This is a genomic window from Cohnella candidum (genome assembly GCF_003713065.1).
GTDB classification, from domain to species: Bacteria; Bacillota; Bacilli; order Paenibacillales; family Paenibacillaceae; genus Cohnella; species Cohnella candidum.
Map to the genome: position 1 here is coordinate 4,790,775 of NZ_CP033433.1, position 15,873 is coordinate 4,806,647.

The following is a 15,873-nucleotide window of genomic DNA, read 5'->3' on the forward strand; positions in this document are numbered from 1 at the left end:
AATGAAAAGAGTTGCCTGGTAGAAGGAGAGGCGCGACATGTCCGCAGGAAAATGGGGAGACCGCATGAAACGAATGAAATTGCGGCATTTCGTAGGGCGGGAGAGAGAAATCTCTTTCTTCCGCTCGCTCCTTCTGCAGCCCGAAAGAGAGGAACGGGTCGTCCACCTTCACGGACCGGGCGGCAACGGCAAATCCACGCTGCTCGACGTTTTCGCCTTGCTCGCGGCCGAGCAGGGGTTCCCCTATGCGATCGTCGACAGCCGCGATTTTCCGCATACGCCGGATCGATTGTGCGGGAAGCTTCTGAATATACTCGACCCCCGAGGAACTCCGACTCCGACATCCCCGGAGGGGAGTTTAGCCCTATGCTTAGAGCGGCTGGCGGACCTTGCAGAGACGCACGGACGCGTTCTGCTGGCCATCGACACCTGCGAGGAAATGAGCGATCTCGACGACTGGGTCCGCGAAACGTTCGTGCCGGCCATGCCCGACGGCGTGCTTCTCGTGCTGGCCGGCCGGCTCCCGCTCGGGCCGGGTTGGATGACGGTGGACTGGCGTCCTTATGTTCTCGACATTGCCCTAACGGCGTTTGATCGGGAAACCTGCAGGGACTTCGCGGCGAAGGTAACTTCCGGTCAAGCCGGATTGACCGCCCAGTCTCTGGAAAGGCTGTTCGCGCTGACCAAAGGGCATCCGTTAACTTTGTCTTTATTGCTGGGCCTTTCGAATTGGAAGACGGGGACGCCGGACGACGAAGGCTTGCACGACGTGCTGCGGCATGCGGCCTCCGCCTGGCTGCGGGAGGCGCAGGACCCCTTCCTGCGGGAAATGGTCGAGGCAGCCGCGATCGTCCGGGTTTTCAATCAGGAGCTTCTCGAACTCATGTTGGATAAGCCGATTCCCGTCGCGGATTTCGAGCGCCTGACCTCTTTGTCATTCGTCAGAAGCGCTAAGCGGGGCTGGTTCATCCACGACTTGCTGCGCGGACCGCTGAGCCGGGAAGCCAAACGGCGGCAGCCGCTCTTGCATGAAAGCATGCTGGGCCGGTGCTTGGCTTATTTGAACCGACAATTGGCCCAGCCGAATGCGGACGGCGATGGTTCGCTCTTGCTGCTCGATCTGATCTACGTGCTGGGCGGAACGATGCTGCGGTCGATTTTCCTCGACGAAACGGGCGACAACGTCTACTATCTGAAACCCTTGCGCGCGGACGGGCTGCAAGAAGCCGAGGCGTACATGCAGCGCGTGTTGGATGGGCAGAGGGACGTCGTCCAGCATTTCTACGACCCTCATACGCACGAAGGGTACGACAACGTCATGCCGTTCGCCTATATCCGCAATGCCTATCGGCTGCTCAACCTGAAACAGTGGGCAGCCTTCGGCGAAGACGTCGTGCAGGTCATCCGCAACGATCGGCATGAAGCCGTCGCGTTGATCGTGTTCGTCCCGATTCACCGGGATTCGCTTCCGTCGCTTGCGGCCAGCCCGGTGTCCGGGCCTTATTTCCGGAGCCTGCGGGAAAAAGAACTGGAGGCGTTGGCGCAGCCGCCTTCGGCCCCGGCGGGGTGGTTCCTCTACCATGTCGATCAGTGGGGCGATCACAGTTCGGCCGCCCGGGCGGCATTTTTCCAATTCACGATCGGCCGGATGATTCGACCCGGGATCTTCGTGCATTCCTCGCCGTTGAAACTGCATCAGGACGTCAGCGCAAGCCTCGGCATGGCCGAGGTCCCCGCCGCCGTCCATCTGGATTACGGCGAATCGTTCCCGTCCCGGACCTTCGTCCTGGACACGCGAGGAGGACATGGGTTGCCGTTGATGCACATGTTCGCGGGTCTTCCGGATGGGGGCCGCAGCGACGGGGAAATGCCGGCGGAAACCGAAACGGCCGCCGAAAATCGACGATTAACGCCGCGGGAGCAGGAAATCGTCGAGTTTGCGTTGCAGGGATGGACGAACTCCGAAATCGCCAAACGCTTGTATCTGTCCGAAATCACGGTGAAAAAGCATCTCGCGAACGTTTACGCGAAGCTGGGCGTCAAAGGAAAAACCCAATTGGTACAGTACATGATGAGCCGCCGGGACGGTTCGTGATTCAAGGTTTCCATACGGCGAGGACGATGTTGACGACAACGCCCAGGTGGATCAGGTCGAAGCCTTTGGTCATGGACGCGATTTGCCCGTGAATCCGTTCCGAATCGTCCGGGCGCAGGGAGATAACGTCCCGGATGCTCTTCTTGACCGCCTTCATCCGCGGCCCGATATAGAGCGAGAATCCGAAAAGAACGAGCACCATGACCATTTGCTTGAAGCCAAGCCAGTTCAGGTGGAAGAAGCCTCCGCCCGACATGACGCTCATGGTGATGCCCGTCAAGAGAAGTGCGGTGGTGATCCCGAGAAAAAACGGTTCGGAGGAGAGCATGATGCGGATCAGTCCGAGCTCCTGTCCGCTGCCGCGCAGCCGGCGGATATTGCCGACGAGAAATACCCGTTCGTAAACCGCGCCTCCAAGCCAGAGGGTAACGGAAAGAAGATGCAGGATAAGCAGACCGGTGTACAACATCCGTCACGCCTCCCTTCCAAGCGCCGAAGCAGGCGGGAACGCGGAGTGGGACGCTTTTCGGGCATCGGCTTCGGCCACGAGCTTCAGCTGGTTCAAGCTTCTCTTCGTCATCCATTTCAGCATCGGCTCCAGCAGCCGCTTATCGGCCCACCGCATGATCGCCGACGGCTTCGGATTCATCTGGATCGTCGTTTGGAACCGGCTTTTGCCCGGCGCGATCGCTTCGTACCTCCACGAACCGCCTCCGCCCGCGAAAGGCATCCCGGCGATTTTCAGCATCTTCACGGCCGACCGGCGGTTCGGTTCGAACGCAACGTATTCCATGTCCAAATGGAAGCGTCTCCCCATCTTTCCCTCCGAACGAAGCTTCACGCCCGTATCCGGTGACTCCGCGTTCAACAGCGTCACTTTCAGGATGCGATAATCCCATTCCGGCCGGCGGCCGGCATTTTGCGTAAGCGCCCATACGGTCTCCACCGGCGCGTCGATTTCCACGGCCATTTCGCAGCGTGCCATGACACGATCTCTCCCTTGCGTTATCGTAGTTCCTTCACTCACTATAGCCGCCGCTTCGGAAGGAATCGATTATACAAAGGTATACCTATACGTATAAGGCGCTCGCGCGTCATGCCGATTGACATACCCCTTGGGGGTATAATATGATGGTCATAGAGGTGAGCCACTCATGGAACATACCGCACACTCCGGCCACGGAGACCATTGCTCCGACGAGAACGGGGAAGTCCGCAAAAGCCATCACTCGAACCAGACGAAAACGAACCTGATCAGCCGGCTGAACCGGATCGAAGGCCAGATTCGCGGCGTGAAGGGCATGATAGAGAAGGATACGTATTGCGACGACGTCCTGAACCAGATCGCGTCGATTCAATCGGCGCTGAACGGCGTCGGCAAGCTGCTGCTGGAAAATCACATGCGGAGCTGCGTCATCGAGCGGATCCAATCGGGCGAGCACGAAGTGATCGACGAGCTGTTGATTACCGTCAACAAACTCATGAAATAAGAGGAGGTCCCCGATCATGGCACAAGTGACCTTGAACGTGCAAGGAATGTCCTGCAACCACTGCGTGAACGCTGTGGAGAAAGCCGTACGCGGCGCGGGCGGGCAAGCGAAAGTCGATCTTCCGAACGGCAAGGTGGAAGTTGAATTCGACGAAGGCAAAGTGCAGCTCGGCGCCATCAAAGAAGCGATCGAAGACCAAGGCTACGACGTCGTCTGAATCAGCCCGCATCCGTGCAAACATATCGCAAACAAAAACGCATCCCCGTCCGATGGACGCCGGGATGCGTTTTTTCATGCGCTTACTCCGGGGCTGCCGCGCCGAAATCCGAGTCCGGGGAAACGTACGGTTCGGCCGCCGGTTCGATTTTCTCGGCTTTCTCGAGCTTAAGCCCCATGATTTCGCTGCCGTAATAATCGGCCTTCACCAGCGTGCCGGTAACCCGCAGCCAAGTGTCGTTCGGGTACTCCCGCAGATCAGGCCCGCCGGATACCATGACGCCGTACGGCATCGCGTCCGCCGTACAGCATTGCACCGCGAACCGGCCGAGCACGAAGCTGCCCGCCGGGATCGTATCGTCGCGGTAGACGAAACCGCTGATCGTCAGTTTTTTGCCGACGAATTGATCTAAATACAAGTCCAGCGTGGTCAGGATTTCCAAATAGCTTTTTTCCGTGACCTCGATCGCGGGTTGCTTGTAGATGCGTTTGGCATAGTCGGCATACGCTTCGGAGTACTCGTCTGACGGGAATAGGGCATCGCCGCTCTTGGGCTTCACCGACGAGGCGGCAGACAGATTCATGCCCTTCTTGGAAGCCATCGCGCTTCCGATCGTCGTATCCGGCGTGAAAAATCCGACCAACAGCGGAGCCGCGAACAACGCGTATACGGCGACGTTTTTCCACAACGGCCCCGACGGAGGGTGCCCACAGTCGCACTCGGCCGCTTCCCTCTGTCCCATCCAAAACCGGTAGGCTTGGAAAAGCTGCACGGCGGCGACGACGTATAAGCCGAGTGCGGACAATTTGACGTATAAGGCCATCTTGGGTGCGATGTAAAGCGTAAGGCTGTCCGTCCGGACGAGCCGGATAATGTAGAAGGCGAATCCGCCCAGAATCAGGCCTCGGATCGCATGGTGCATGGCAAGACGGCGGTCTGACGAAGATTCCATATAGCCCTCCTTCACAGCAGGGTTGCCTCCAGCAGCAGGGATGCCGCCAGGACGACGACCGCGATCAGAGCGGACAAACCGACGACGAACCGAGTGCGGAAAGCGGCGAGCATCATCAGCGTGTTTTTGAAATCCAGCATCGGCCCGAACACGAGGAAAGTCAGCAGCGGGCCTTTCGGAAACGTGCCGGCGAAAGAGGACGCGATGAAGGCGTCGGAAGTCGAGCACAGCGAGATCACGTAGGCGAAGCCCATCATGAGCAGGTGGGAACCGAGTGGACCGCCTCCTGCGGACAGCAGGTCTTGCCGGCTTACGAACGTCTGGATGACCGCCGTCAGGAACGCGCCCAGCAGCAAGTATTTGCCCATTTCGAAAAATTCGTCGGAAGCGTGGGTGAGCGTTTGAATAACGCGGTTTCCTCGGCGGGAGGGATGCGCATGGTGATGATGGCTATAATCGTGCCCATGATGATGGTGATCATGCCCATGATGGGGGTGATGCGCGGCTTCCGCACGAAGCGGGTCCCGTTTGGCGAACGCATAGAGAATCCACCCGATCGCAGCGGCCGCCGCGAAAGCGAGTCCCATGCGGTAATAGGCCATTTCGGGCTGTGTGCGGAAAGCGAGGTGGGTGGACGCGTAGGTGACGGGATTGAGGATCGGTGCGGCCAAAATATAAGTGATCCCCAGATAGGCGGGCATTCCTTTGCGGATCAGGCCGCGGACGATCGGGATCATCCCGCATTCGCACACCGGCAGCAGCACGCCGAGCAGGCAGGCCAGCAGCACGCCCGGCACCGGATGGGAAGGAAGAATCCGGCGCAGGGTGTTGTCCGACACGAACAGATTCAAGGCCGACGAAACGAATACCCCGAGCAAAATGAAGGGCAAGGCCTCCAAAAAAATGCTGAGGAACACGGTTTTTACCGCTTGCCATTGTTCGGCGCGGAGGGTGAAGATGCCGACGGAAGATTGTAAACCGCGTTGCGTGAAAATGAGGTACACAAGGATAAGACAACCTGCGGTCAGCAGGTTCAGTGACCAACGGTAAACCGGACTTGTCACGGCGCGCCTCCTAACGTATAAGCTTCGCTAGGATTAGCCTATTCGCGCTCCTGCCGGTTTAGACAAGTTACCGTGCCGGCGCGGGCGATCCGCCGGCCCCGGCCCGAGGTTTGTCCGCCTTCGGTTTGGCCTTGTCTTTCTCGGGTTTCACGGCGATCAGCACGATGAGACATGCCGCCGCGGACACGCCTCCCAGCACGTAAAACAAAGTTTCCATCGAGCTTTTGATGAGCAGCGCGCTGACGGGCGGGCCGACTGCCACCCCGATGAAACGCATGCTGCTGTAGATGGAGGTGACGGTCCCGCGCCGCTTCTTGTCGATGCTTTCCGTCAGGAGCGCGTCGAGGCAAGGCAGTGCCGCTCCCAGTCCGATCGAACCGCCGGTCAGAATGCCCACCAGCCACCAAGTGCTCTCGCTGCGGATGAGCGCGATCGCGAACAAAGCCGCGGTGCCGAGCGCCAAGGCAATGACGCTGATCCATTTCATAAGGGGCTTCTTGTTCCCGATCCATTTGCCCGTCAAATAAGCGGCGGTACATAGGCCGGCGAGCGGGATGGCCAGGATCGCGCCTTTCGTGACGCCGTCGATGCCCCGGTCTTCCAGCGTCTCGGAGAGGAAGAACAGCGAGCCGAACACGATGAACATGCCCAGTCCGCCGACGGCCAAGATTCCATACAGCCAGCGGGCGTTCTCGCGGAACAGCTCCCCGATCGACTTGAGAAACGCGCCGGGGCTCATCGGTTTTTCGTCCGACTCGCGCTTCGGTTTTTTCACGAAAAAAATGACCATGAAAAAAGAAAGCAGGCTGAACACGGGAATCGCCCAAAACGGCATATACCATGTCCACAAAGCGAGCAGCGAGCCCAGGACGGGACTCAGCACTTTGCCGAACGTATTGGCCGTCTCCACGATGCCGAGGCCGGTGCTGACGTCTTCTTCCCGTTTGAACATGTCCCCGACGAGCGGGAGCACGACCGGGAAGGCTCCCGCGGCTCCCAATCCCTGCAGCAGGCGCGCCCATATAATGACGGAGTATGCCTTGTCCAAGCTCATGGCCGCCCATCCGCACAGAGCACCCGCCGCCGCGACGATGAACAGGCTCGGAAGAATGACGGCTTTGCGGCCGAAGCGGTCCGACAGATATCCGGCGATGGGGATGAAAAAGATGGCGATGGCCGCGTAAACCGTGATGATTAAGCTGGCTTGGAACGGCGTGATGTCCAGCTTCTTCTGCATGGCGGGCAAAATCGGAATCAGCATCGAATTCGCCAGCGTCATGGTAAGGGGAATCGTGGCGATCGAGGCAAGGTCCCATTTTTTCTTATGTTCCAATTTCGTTCCTCCCGGGAATAAAAAGACAGACTTCCCCTCGCGTCGGGGGAAGCCTGTCTCCGGCGGTCCGGTCAACAAGCCATCCTCAAACGAGTATGCCCCATGACCGCCTTATTAATCGCCATGCTTCAACTGCCCGACAATGGGGCCAAATAAAGATGAAGGCAAAGCTGTCCGAAGAGGCGCACAAGCGCGAATCGAAGGAGGAATCCGTATGGCCGAGCAGAACATGAAGGGTAAAGTGGCCGTCATCACGGGAGGCGGCTCGGGAATCGGAAGAGGAGCCGCGTTGCGGCTGGCTCAGGAAGGCATTCGCGTCGCTCTGCTGGACCGGACGGCAGAAGACGCGGAGAAGGTCAGGGAGGAAATCGAATCGAACGGGGGAGAAGCCCTCGTCGTCGTAACCGACGTAGCCGATGCGAAAGCCGTGGAGCACGGCATGTCCCAGGTCGCGGAACGATGGGGACGGATCGACGTCGTGTTCGCGAATGCGGGGATCAACGGCACGTGGACGCCGATAGAGGATCTGACGCCGGAAGATTGGGACACGACGCTCGGCATCAATTTGCGGGGAACCTTCCTCACGCTCAAATACGCGATTCCCTATCTGAAACGCGAAGGGGGCAGCGTCATCATCACGAGCTCCGTGAACGGGAACCGGATTTTCTCCAACATCGGCGCCAGCGCGTACAGCTCCAGCAAGGCGGGGCAGGTCGCCTTCATGAAGATGGCCGCGCTCGAGCTCGCGGAGCACCGGATCCGGGTCAACGCCATTTGCCCCGGCGCGATCCGGACGAATATCGGGGAGAACACGAACGTGACCCCCGAAGCCAAGGAAGCCAAAATCCCGGTCATTTTCCCGGAAGGCTCCGATCCGCTTCAACACGGGCCCGGATCGCCCGAACAAGTGGCGGAGTTGGTTCTGTTCCTCGCGTCACCCCGGTCCTCGCTCATTACGGGGACGGCCGTATACATCGACGGGGCGGAATCGCTGCTCGTCGGATAATCGAGAGAACCGCTTCGGCGGTTCTTTTTTTATCCCGTTTGCGCGACTTGTGACCAGACATATGACGAATGTAACTGGTCATATTCTGGAAGCGGGATCTATTATTGGAAATAGGATGCAAAATTGACAGAACGGACGGATGGTGCATACCGGAGATGAAATCCGAATACGACGTCATCGTGGTCGGAGCGAGAGCTGCCGGCGCCGCATTGGCGTACGAGCTCGCTCAAGAAGGCTTCGAAGTGCTGCTGCTGGACGAAAACCTGTTTCCCAGCGATACCTTGTGCGTGAACCATCTTCACGGCGATTCTTTGGCGATGCTGCATGAAATGGGTGTGCTGGACCGGTTGCTCGCGGCCGGAGGCCCGAGATACCGACGCGCGAAATTCTATTCGGACGGCACGGTCATCGGAGGGCTGTTGCCCGGCGGAGAAGAGGCTTCCTCCTGCTTGTGCGTCCGCAGGCAGATCTTCGACAACGTCCTGCTGGACCATGCGAAAAAGCAGTCAGGCGTCCGTATGCTGGAAGGGTTCAAGGTCGTCGGACTGCTGCGGGAGAACGGGGTCGTGACAGGCGTCATCGGCCAGCACCGAGACGGCCGGGCGGTCAGCTTCTCCGCCCATTTGGTCGTGGGGGCCGACGGCCGCATGTCTACCGTGCGGCTGATGGCGGAGAGCGCCCGGATCTATTCGGAAACGGTGCCGATTGCTTGCTATGTCGCGTACGTCACGGAATATGAACAGGATGACGCGCCTTTGGCCGAATTTTTCGAGTCCCGGGAGGGCAGCGCGGCGGTGTTTCCGACGAGCGGAGGCCGGCATGCCGTCCGGATCGTGTTTCCGCTCAGCAGCGAGGTCTGGTGCTCCCGTTTCTCGGCCCATCCGGAAACCGCCTTTCCGGCATTCGTCGCGGAAGCGTTCGGCGGTACGCTTCTGCCGAAGCGTCTCAAAGCGGCGAAGATCGAGAGCGTTCGGGGCGCGCAAGGCTTCGAGAACGGTTGGTACCAAGGGATGGGCGCCGGGTGGGCGCTCGCGGGAGACGCCTTGACCTGCCGAGATCCGCGTTATGGGCAAGGAGTTCATGACGCTTTATACGGAGCGAAGCTGCTGGCCGCGGTTCTGTCGGATTACCATCCGAGGCACTGGGGCCGCAACTGGGAGCTGATCGGCTCCGTCTACCAATCCGCGCTTGAAAAACGGCTGCTGTCCCGATTCCGCCAAGCTTGCACGCGAACGGAGGCCTTATCGGATCCGGCGCAGAAGGCGGACATCCTTCGGCGCATCGCTGCCGACCCGTCCGCGGCTCCGATATTTCTCGGCTTCATGTCCGGCATAATCGAGCCGGAGGAATGGGAGCGGGAGATCGGCCGGCTGACGACGGCTCAGCCCTTGCCGCAGTGAGATATCGCAATTCGTCCCTGTCCTGCCGATATATCGGGTAAACACGGACAGGGGGAGAGGCGAATGAACCGAGGCGACATTATCGTGTTCACGGGGACGAGCGGGGCGGGACGCAAAACGATCGCCCGGCGCGTTTCCGGGTTGTTGGGCCTGAGGCCGGTCGTTTCGGCGACGACGAGACCGCCGCGGAATCCGGAGCGGCCCGATACGGACTACCATTATGTAAGCGCGGAGACGTTCGAGAGGTGGGCCGGCGAAGGCGCTTTCGTCCAAACGGCGGAGATCGACCGCCACCGATACGGGATATTGAAACGGGAAATGGAAGAGGCGCTGGGGGCGGGACACGGCGTCAGCTTGGTGCTCAATCGGGAAGGAGCGGAGGCGGTCAAACGGCAGTACGGGGACCGTGTCATCCGAGTATTCATCTACGTAGACAAGATTACCGTCCGTGAACGGCTGGAAAGCAAGGGAGTGCGTTTCGACGTGATGGAGTCCTATTTGGACCATTACGCGGACGAGGTCACTTACCGGAAACAGTGCGAGCTCGTCTGCGAAAACGTCGACCTGGAGCGAACGGTCGAGCGGATTGCGGGCGAGCTCTCGGACGAAAAACGTTCTAATAACCGTTAAAACCGCATACAACTGACTATTCGCGCAGCGTGACGACGTGAACGAGTTGAGGACCGGCGGTGATCTTGATGACCGAGTGGGCCGCGTCGTACTCGGCAAGTCCGGGACCTACGGGCGCGGAAGGGTCGGATCCGAGCACATAGAATACGTCGTCGGCCAGCGTCCTCAGGCAGACGGCTTTTTCGTTCTCGTCGAGACCGGTCCATTCCGTGTCGTTCATCTCGAACGTTTCGTAGAACTGGGGGATCGTGGAGATGGCGCGCGATAAATCGTCCAAAATTTTGTCGTAGTCTCTCGTGTATTTGATGCTCATGCCGACACTTCCTTTCGTCTTGCTACATTATATGTTCTACCCGTGCTTTAGCCAACCTTTAACTACCCGTCCAAACGGTTCTTCTTTCTTGTGAAGCGCTCATCCTTTATAATAGATAGGGCCGCTTTACAAAGAGAACGGGCGGAGTCTGGAAAGGGGGGGCTTCTGTGCGGGAATGGCACGGAACTCGGTGGTTTGCCAAGCCATTCGTGTTCTTTACCCTCATCATGCTTTTTAAAATCTATTTGGCGAAATACGTCCTCTTCGCGGACGGATCGAACTGGCTTCCGCTGATCACGGATTTACCGGCCGTATGGGTCGTATTCTGCCTGATCGAATGGCTGGCCCCCAAACGAAAATTCGGCGCTTATCTCGCCGCGGATCTCATCCTCACCTGTGTGTATTTCGCCGTTATTATGTACTATAAATATTTCGGAGTCGTCGTTACTTATCATGCGCTGCAGCAGGTCGGCCAGGTCACGGAAGTACAGGGCAGCGTGATGTCGCTGCTGCATCCGTATTTCCTGCTGATCTTCACCGATATCGTCTTGTTCGCCATCCTCTTGGCCGCGAGCAAGGGCTTCAGGCAATGGCGCATGCAGCTTGCCGGACGGGAACCGAGACGTATCGTCCTCAGCCTGTTTCTGCTTTCGATCACGATCTGCCTCGCGAACGTATGGCAAAGCCGGGCGAGCATGAACGAACTGAAAAAATCGGAGAACATGGGGATTATCCCTTACCAGACGGTCGAAATCGCCGCGGGGACGAAGGATGCGGTCACGGCCATGGTGACCGATCCGAAACCGCCGGTGGACGTGACTCCGGCCGCGATCGACGAGGTGAAAGGAATCACCGAGCCGTCAACGCCGCAATTTCAAGGAATCGCGAAAGGCAAAAACCTGATCGTCATCCAGATGGAGGCGTTCCAAAACTTCCTGCTGGGAGCCAAGATCGATGGGACGCCTATCACGCCGAACTTGAACGAGCTGCTCGGAAGCACGGTTTACTTTCCGCATTTCTACCAGATGGTCGGGCAAGGCAACACGGCCGATGCGGAATTCGTGGTGAATACTTCGCTGTACGTGCCGAAGCACGGCGCCGCTTCCCAGGATTTCGGGGACCGGCTGCTGCCCAGCATGCCTCGGCTGCTCGCGTCCAACGGCTATGACACGGCTACGTTCCATACCAATGACGTGAAGTTCTGGAACCGCAAAGAGCTGTACGCGGCCCTCGGTTTCGGGAAGTATTACGACAAGCAGTTTTTCGGCGATGACGATTTGGTGTTCTTCGGTTCGTCCGACGAATTGCTGTATGAGAAGACGGCTGCCAAGCTGGCGGAGATGGATGCCGCCGATAAGCCGTTCTACGCGCAGATCATCACGATGTCCGGGCATCATCCGTTCAACATCCCGGACCGCAAAATCCGGTTCCAGCTTCCGGAGAGGTTCCAAGGCACGCTGGTCGGCGACTATATCGAAGCCCAGAACTATGCCGATTACGCGCTGGGACAATTCATCGCGAAGCTCAAGCAAAGCGGGCTTTGGGACGACAGCGTCATCGTCATCTACGGCGATCATATGGGGCTGCCGATTTATTCGCTGACGGACCATGAGAAGAAGCTCATGGAAGAAGAAGGCTTGATCGGGCGCGAGTATCGTCCGACGGAAATGATGAATATCCCGCTTATCTTGTCGGTTCCGGGGATCCAGGGGCCGAAGGTCATGCCGCAAACCGGCGGCCAGGCCGATATTTTCCCCACGGTAGCCAACTTGTTGGGCGTTTCAACCAAGGCACAGGTTCATTTCGGGGAGGATTTGCTGAATCAGTCCTCGAATTTGCTGCCCGAGCGTTATTATTTGCCTTCAGGATCGTTTATTAATAATAAAGGCATTTTCGTTCCGGGCGAGAAATTTTCCGACGGCACGCTGCTCGGCTTCGGCGGATCGCAGCCGGCCGCATCGGATGCGACGGAAGATCAATATAACAGGGCGCTCAAGCTGCTAGACATGTCGGATCGGTACGTTCAAAGCTTGCCCAAGCTGAACTGAATCCAATCCGGCGATATAGAGAAAAGGGGTTGATCAAGTGTTTTTGCTGCGCAAGTTGGATTGGAGGAAGTACGCTCCGCTCGGCTTCATGCTGATTTTTCCGTTCCTCGGCATGATGTACAAGTGGACGAATCGGGCGGACCAGGACATCTATTCGCTCGTTACGGCTTTCGACAAGGCCATGCCGTTCGTCAAATATTTCGCGCTGCCTTATGCCGTATGGATCTTCTACATTTACGTTTGCTTGGTCTATTTCTTCAAGAAAGACGTGAACCTCTACTATAAAGGGCTTGTCACTTACACCGTCTGCGCGCTGACCTGCTACGTCATTTACGCGTTCTTCCAGACGACGGTGCCGCGCCCCATCGTGGACGGCGACGACCCGTTTTCGATGCTGATCCAGTTCATTTACAACCGGGACCTGCCGTTTAACTGCTTCCCGAGCATCCACTGCTTCTCGAGTTACATGGTCATGAGGCTGCTGTGGACCAGCTCTTTCCGCAACAAATGGAACATGACGCTCATCACCGGCATGTCGTCCCTGATCATCCTGTCCACCCTGTTCGTGAAACAGCACGTGGTTCTCGATGCAATGGCCGGCATTCTCCTGGTGGAGTTCGTCCTGGCGATCATGCTGGTGATCGAGACGCAGGTTCGCGTTTCCCGTCAGCGCCAACGTCAGAAAAGAACGTACGGCGCTTAACCGAAAAAACGGGCTGTTCCCCAAGGGGACAGCCCGTTTTTCATTTTATGATTCCGCATCCGAAAGCGGGAGAAGGCACATTTGCCGGTAATTGTTCTTCATTTGCTGAGTGGTATACCCTTGTTCCCGCTTGATGTAAAAATGGCCGTGCGGCGCCATGGCGCAGATCAGCGCATGCGCCGTAAGGAGCGGGACGGGCGGAGAGGCTTCCTCTCGTTTCGCCCAGATCTCGGTCAGCAGCTCCGCGATCCGGTCCCGAAGAAACAGATAGAGAGGGGTCTGGAAGAAGGAGCCGGAACGGTTGTCGTCGCTTTCCTTGATATGATGGGCCTGGATGGTCAGGATCAAATCCGCTTTCTTCTCGATCGCGTCGATCCACGAGTCGAGAAGCCATCCCAGCCGTTCTTCCGCCGGCGACTCGCGATGTTCCGCCAAGTACTCCTGTGCTTCCTCCAAGAAGGTTTCGCTGTAGTTCTGGATCATATCGAGGCATAAATCGCCCTTGTGGGCGTATCTTCGGTAAAGCGTTCCTTGCCCGATTCCGGCGGTCTTGGCGATTTGGTGCATGCTGACTCCGGTGACGCCGTGTTCGTCGAAGAGGCACTCGGCGGTTCGGAGAATCAGTTTGCGGTGTTCGGCAGCGTCTTTGCGTTCTACCCGAGCAGGCATGTTCCGTCCCTCCGCGATGGCAATTTTCGATTGACATCCGGACAATTGTCCGGTAACATCGAATTATAAAGCGGACAGTTGTCCGTTTTTCTTGGTCTTATTTCTCCGTAGATGCCCGGTACCCCTATCTTACCGTCATCTCAAGCGACGGTCAATTTAGGGCAGAGAGGCAGCGCGGAGGCAGGTTTCAGGAGGATAGGAGGATATCCATGTCAGCGAACGCAAGCAATGCACCCGCAGAGGGCTCTTTGTCCATGCGGCAGATTCTCGGCCCGCTCGTGGCCATCATCATCGGCATTTTCATGGTCATTCTGGACGGCACGGCCGTCAACGTCGCGTTGCCGCAATTAATGAAGGAATTCAAATTGACGGACCTGTCGCTCGTCCAATGGACGGTCACGGGTTACGCCCTCGCGCAAGCCGCCGTCATTCCGCTGGCCGGCTGGCTGTCGGACCGTTTCGGCGCGAAACGCGTTTTCCTTATTTCCATCGCGATGTTCACGATCGGATCAGGGCTGTGCGCCTTGGCCAACTCGGTCGAGATGCTGATCGTGTTTCGCGTCATCCAAGGCTTGGGCGGCGGAGTGGTAGCTCCGATCGCGATGGCTTTCATCTACCGGCTGGCGCCTCCCGGCAAAGTCGGCCAGGTCATGGGCATGATGGGGATTCCGATCCTGCTCGCGCCGGCGCTGGGTCCCGTTCTCGGGGGCTTGCTGGTGGAAAAGGCGACGTGGGAATGGATTTTCATGCTCAATCTGCCGATCGGCGTCCTCGGCATCCTGATCGGGATCCGCTCGCTTCCGAACATCGCGCGTCAATCGGTGCCGGGCCTCGACATGCTGGGCATTCTGCTGGCTCCGATCGCTTTCGCGGCGCTGGTATACGGCGTTTCCGAAGGCGGATCGATCGACCCGCTCACGCACAAAGCCCAGTGGACCTCCACGGATGCGATCGTCGGCATGACCGTCGGCGCGGTTGCGCTCCTGCTTTTCATCGTTTTCGAGCTGCGCCATAAGAACCCGCTTCTGGAGCTCAAAGTGTTCCGTTCCGGCAATTTCAGCCGAGGCATCATCGTGCAATGGATTTCCCAAATGGCGATGTTCGGCACGATGTTCCTCGTTCCGCTGTTCCTGCAGCAGGCGCAAGGCTACACGCCGATCAAGACCGGTTTGCTCATGCTCCCGCAGGCGCTGGCTTCCGCGTTCTTCATGCCGATCGGCGGCAAGCTGTCCGACAAGTTCGGAGCGCGACCGCTCGTGCTCGCCGGCATGACGGTCACGACGGTCGCCGCGTTCCTGCTCTCCAACATTTCCGCGGATTCCTCCGACATGGCGATCATGCTTCCGCTCGCATTGCTCGGAGCCGGCATGGGACTGTTCATGATGCCGCTGAACACGCACTTGATGCAATCCGCTCCGCAAAACCTGGTCGGACGCGTCACTTCGTTGACGAACGCAACGCAGCAAGTCGTCATGTCGTTCGCGGTCGCGGGATTGACGACGGTTTCGGCTTCCCGGTTTAACGACATGGTGATTCAGAAGGGGGCCCCGACTCCGGAGACGGCTTTGGCTTACCAAGCGGACGCCTTCGGTTATACCTTCGGCATTCTCGTGTACGTCGCGATCGTCGGAGGCTTGCTCGGCATCCTGCTGACCCGTCCGAAGTACCGGCCGTCCGAAGGCGGGCAAGCCGCCGAAATTCAAATGATGCATTAACCGCATGGCGAAATTCCCGGTAAAATGGACGACCCCCGCAGGCTTTAAGCCCAGCGGGGGTCTTTTATTTAGGGGATCCGCGGCGCAGCAACGAAAGCGCGTGTCCGGATCCGGTAGCGTAACCGTATGATTTTTCGTCATTCACGAGCACGAAAACAACGATAGCCCTGCCTCTCCATCGTTCTTGCGGCTCCTAGGCCGCTCCAGTGAGAGTTCGTGTATTCCTTCCAGCAGCCGA

General features: G+C 58.3%; 16 protein-coding genes. 9 read left to right on the forward strand and 7 right to left on the reverse strand.

The window, feature by feature from the left end; genetic code table 11:
- The first annotated feature begins 37 nt into the window (after positions 1 to 37).
- Positions 38 to 2,095: a helix-turn-helix transcriptional regulator gene (locus tag EAV92_RS22185; RefSeq protein ID WP_123043106.1), complete on the forward strand. Its 2,058-nt coding sequence runs from the start codon at positions 38 to 40 to the stop codon at positions 2,093 to 2,095.
- 1 nt (position 2,096) lies between these two features.
- Here EAV92_RS22185 and EAV92_RS22190 read toward each other — a convergent pair whose 3' ends face one another.
- Together EAV92_RS22190 and EAV92_RS22195 are read right to left on the reverse strand one after the other, a co-directional pair.
- Positions 2,097 to 2,564 (reverse strand): hypothetical protein, encoded by a 468-nt coding sequence (locus EAV92_RS22190; protein ID WP_123043107.1) that lies wholly within the window; start codon positions 2,562 to 2,564, stop codon positions 2,097 to 2,099.
- A 3-nt stretch (positions 2,565 to 2,567) separates the two neighbouring features.
- The gene (locus tag EAV92_RS22195; protein WP_123043108.1) at positions 2,568 to 3,080 is read right to left on the reverse strand and encodes an SRPBCC family protein; all 513 of its coding nucleotides are present in this window, start codon (positions 3,078 to 3,080) and stop codon (positions 2,568 to 2,570) included.
- 169 nt (positions 3,081 to 3,249) lie between these two features.
- Between EAV92_RS22195 and EAV92_RS22200 the strand changes: the two genes are divergently transcribed.
- Positions 3,250 to 3,585, forward strand: a complete 336-nt coding sequence (locus EAV92_RS22200) for a metal-sensitive transcriptional regulator (protein ID WP_123043109.1) — start codon at positions 3,250 to 3,252, stop codon at positions 3,583 to 3,585.
- Positions 3,586 to 3,601: 16 nt separating this feature from the next.
- On the forward strand, positions 3,602 to 3,802 hold the full coding sequence (gene copZ, locus EAV92_RS22205) for a copper chaperone CopZ (RefSeq protein ID WP_123043110.1): 201 nt from the start codon (positions 3,602 to 3,604) through the stop codon (positions 3,800 to 3,802).
- Between the two features lie 82 nt (positions 3,803 to 3,884).
- Here the strand turns inward: copZ and EAV92_RS22210 are convergent, their stop codons facing one another.
- The 3 genes from EAV92_RS22210 to EAV92_RS22220 all read right to left on the reverse strand — a co-directional run bounded on the left by EAV92_RS22210 (position 3,885) and on the right by EAV92_RS22220 (position 7,151).
- Positions 3,885 to 4,754: a TIGR03943 family putative permease subunit gene (locus tag EAV92_RS22210; RefSeq protein WP_123043858.1), complete on the reverse strand. Its 870-nt coding sequence runs from the start codon at positions 4,752 to 4,754 to the stop codon at positions 3,885 to 3,887.
- Positions 4,755 to 4,765: 11 nt separating this feature from the next.
- On the reverse strand, positions 4,766 to 5,818 hold the full coding sequence (locus EAV92_RS22215; protein ID WP_123043111.1) for a permease: 1,053 nt from the start codon (positions 5,816 to 5,818) through the stop codon (positions 4,766 to 4,768).
- Between the two features lie 67 nt (positions 5,819 to 5,885).
- Positions 5,886 to 7,151: an MFS transporter gene (locus tag EAV92_RS22220; protein WP_123043112.1), complete on the reverse strand. Its 1,266-nt coding sequence runs from the start codon at positions 7,149 to 7,151 to the stop codon at positions 5,886 to 5,888.
- Positions 7,152 to 7,365: 214 nt separating this feature from the next.
- Between EAV92_RS22220 and EAV92_RS22225 the strand changes: the two genes are divergently transcribed.
- The 3 genes from EAV92_RS22225 to EAV92_RS22235 all read left to right on the forward strand — a co-directional run bounded on the left by EAV92_RS22225 (position 7,366) and on the right by EAV92_RS22235 (position 10,187).
- On the forward strand, positions 7,366 to 8,157 hold the full coding sequence (locus EAV92_RS22225) for an SDR family oxidoreductase (protein ID WP_123043113.1): 792 nt from the start codon (positions 7,366 to 7,368) through the stop codon (positions 8,155 to 8,157).
- A gap of 155 nt (positions 8,158 to 8,312) precedes the next feature.
- The gene (locus tag EAV92_RS22230) at positions 8,313 to 9,557 is read left to right on the forward strand and encodes an NAD(P)/FAD-dependent oxidoreductase (protein ID WP_123043114.1); all 1,245 of its coding nucleotides are present in this window, start codon (positions 8,313 to 8,315) and stop codon (positions 9,555 to 9,557) included.
- A gap of 63 nt (positions 9,558 to 9,620) precedes the next feature.
- Positions 9,621 to 10,187, forward strand: a complete 567-nt coding sequence (locus EAV92_RS22235; RefSeq protein WP_123043115.1) for a guanylate kinase — start codon at positions 9,621 to 9,623, stop codon at positions 10,185 to 10,187.
- A 16-nt stretch (positions 10,188 to 10,203) separates the two neighbouring features.
- Here EAV92_RS22235 and EAV92_RS22240 read toward each other — a convergent pair whose 3' ends face one another.
- Positions 10,204 to 10,500, reverse strand: coding sequence for a hypothetical protein (locus EAV92_RS22240; protein ID WP_123043116.1), 297 nt, complete (start codon positions 10,498 to 10,500; stop codon positions 10,204 to 10,206).
- A gap of 167 nt (positions 10,501 to 10,667) precedes the next feature.
- Here EAV92_RS22240 and EAV92_RS22245 point away from each other — a divergent pair, with 167 nt between their 5' ends.
- Together EAV92_RS22245 and EAV92_RS22250 are read left to right on the forward strand one after the other, a co-directional pair.
- Positions 10,668 to 12,548, forward strand: a complete 1,881-nt coding sequence (locus EAV92_RS22245; RefSeq protein WP_338134381.1) for an LTA synthase family protein — start codon at positions 10,668 to 10,670, stop codon at positions 12,546 to 12,548.
- A gap of 37 nt (positions 12,549 to 12,585) precedes the next feature.
- Positions 12,586 to 13,251 (forward strand): phosphatase PAP2 family protein, encoded by a 666-nt coding sequence (locus tag EAV92_RS22250; protein WP_123043117.1) that lies wholly within the window; start codon positions 12,586 to 12,588, stop codon positions 13,249 to 13,251.
- Between the two features lie 45 nt (positions 13,252 to 13,296).
- Here the strand turns inward: EAV92_RS22250 and EAV92_RS22255 are convergent, their stop codons facing one another.
- Positions 13,297 to 13,920: a TetR/AcrR family transcriptional regulator gene (locus EAV92_RS22255; protein WP_123043118.1), complete on the reverse strand. Its 624-nt coding sequence runs from the start codon at positions 13,918 to 13,920 to the stop codon at positions 13,297 to 13,299.
- A 209-nt stretch (positions 13,921 to 14,129) separates the two neighbouring features.
- Here EAV92_RS22255 and EAV92_RS22260 point away from each other — a divergent pair, with 209 nt between their 5' ends.
- Entirely contained in the window at positions 14,130 to 15,635 is a 1,506-nt protein-coding gene (locus tag EAV92_RS22260) for a DHA2 family efflux MFS transporter permease subunit (RefSeq protein ID WP_123043119.1), read from the forward strand.
- The last annotated feature ends 238 nt before the right edge of the window (positions 15,636 to 15,873 follow it).

Excerpts from the sequence above, each read along its gene's own strand:
- EAV92_RS22185 (WP_123043106.1), top strand. The coding sequence starts at position 38 with ATGTCCGCAGGAAAATGGGGAGACCGCATGAAACGAATGAAATTGCGG.
- EAV92_RS22190 (WP_123043107.1), bottom strand. The coding sequence starts at position 2,564 with ATGTTGTACACCGGTCTGCTTATCCTGCATCTTCTTTCCGTTACCCTC.
- EAV92_RS22195 (WP_123043108.1), bottom strand. The coding sequence starts at position 3,080 with ATGGCACGCTGCGAAATGGCCGTGGAAATCGACGCGCCGGTGGAGACC.
- EAV92_RS22200 (WP_123043109.1), top strand. The coding sequence starts at position 3,250 with ATGGAACATACCGCACACTCCGGCCACGGAGACCATTGCTCCGACGAG.
- copZ (WP_123043110.1), top strand. The coding sequence starts at position 3,602 with ATGGCACAAGTGACCTTGAACGTGCAAGGAATGTCCTGCAACCACTGC.
- EAV92_RS22210 (WP_123043858.1), bottom strand. The coding sequence starts at position 4,754 with ATGGAATCTTCGTCAGACCGCCGTCTTGCCATGCACCATGCGATCCGA.
- EAV92_RS22225 (WP_123043113.1), top strand. The coding sequence starts at position 7,366 with ATGGCCGAGCAGAACATGAAGGGTAAAGTGGCCGTCATCACGGGAGGC.
- EAV92_RS22230 (WP_123043114.1), top strand. The coding sequence starts at position 8,313 with ATGAAATCCGAATACGACGTCATCGTGGTCGGAGCGAGAGCTGCCGGC.
- EAV92_RS22235 (WP_123043115.1), top strand. The coding sequence starts at position 9,621 with ATGAACCGAGGCGACATTATCGTGTTCACGGGGACGAGCGGGGCGGGA.
- EAV92_RS22240 (WP_123043116.1), bottom strand. The coding sequence starts at position 10,500 with ATGAGCATCAAATACACGAGAGACTACGACAAAATTTTGGACGATTTA.
- EAV92_RS22255 (WP_123043118.1), bottom strand. The coding sequence starts at position 13,920 with ATGCCTGCTCGGGTAGAACGCAAAGACGCTGCCGAACACCGCAAACTG.
- EAV92_RS22260 (WP_123043119.1), top strand. The coding sequence starts at position 14,130 with ATGTCAGCGAACGCAAGCAATGCACCCGCAGAGGGCTCTTTGTCCATG.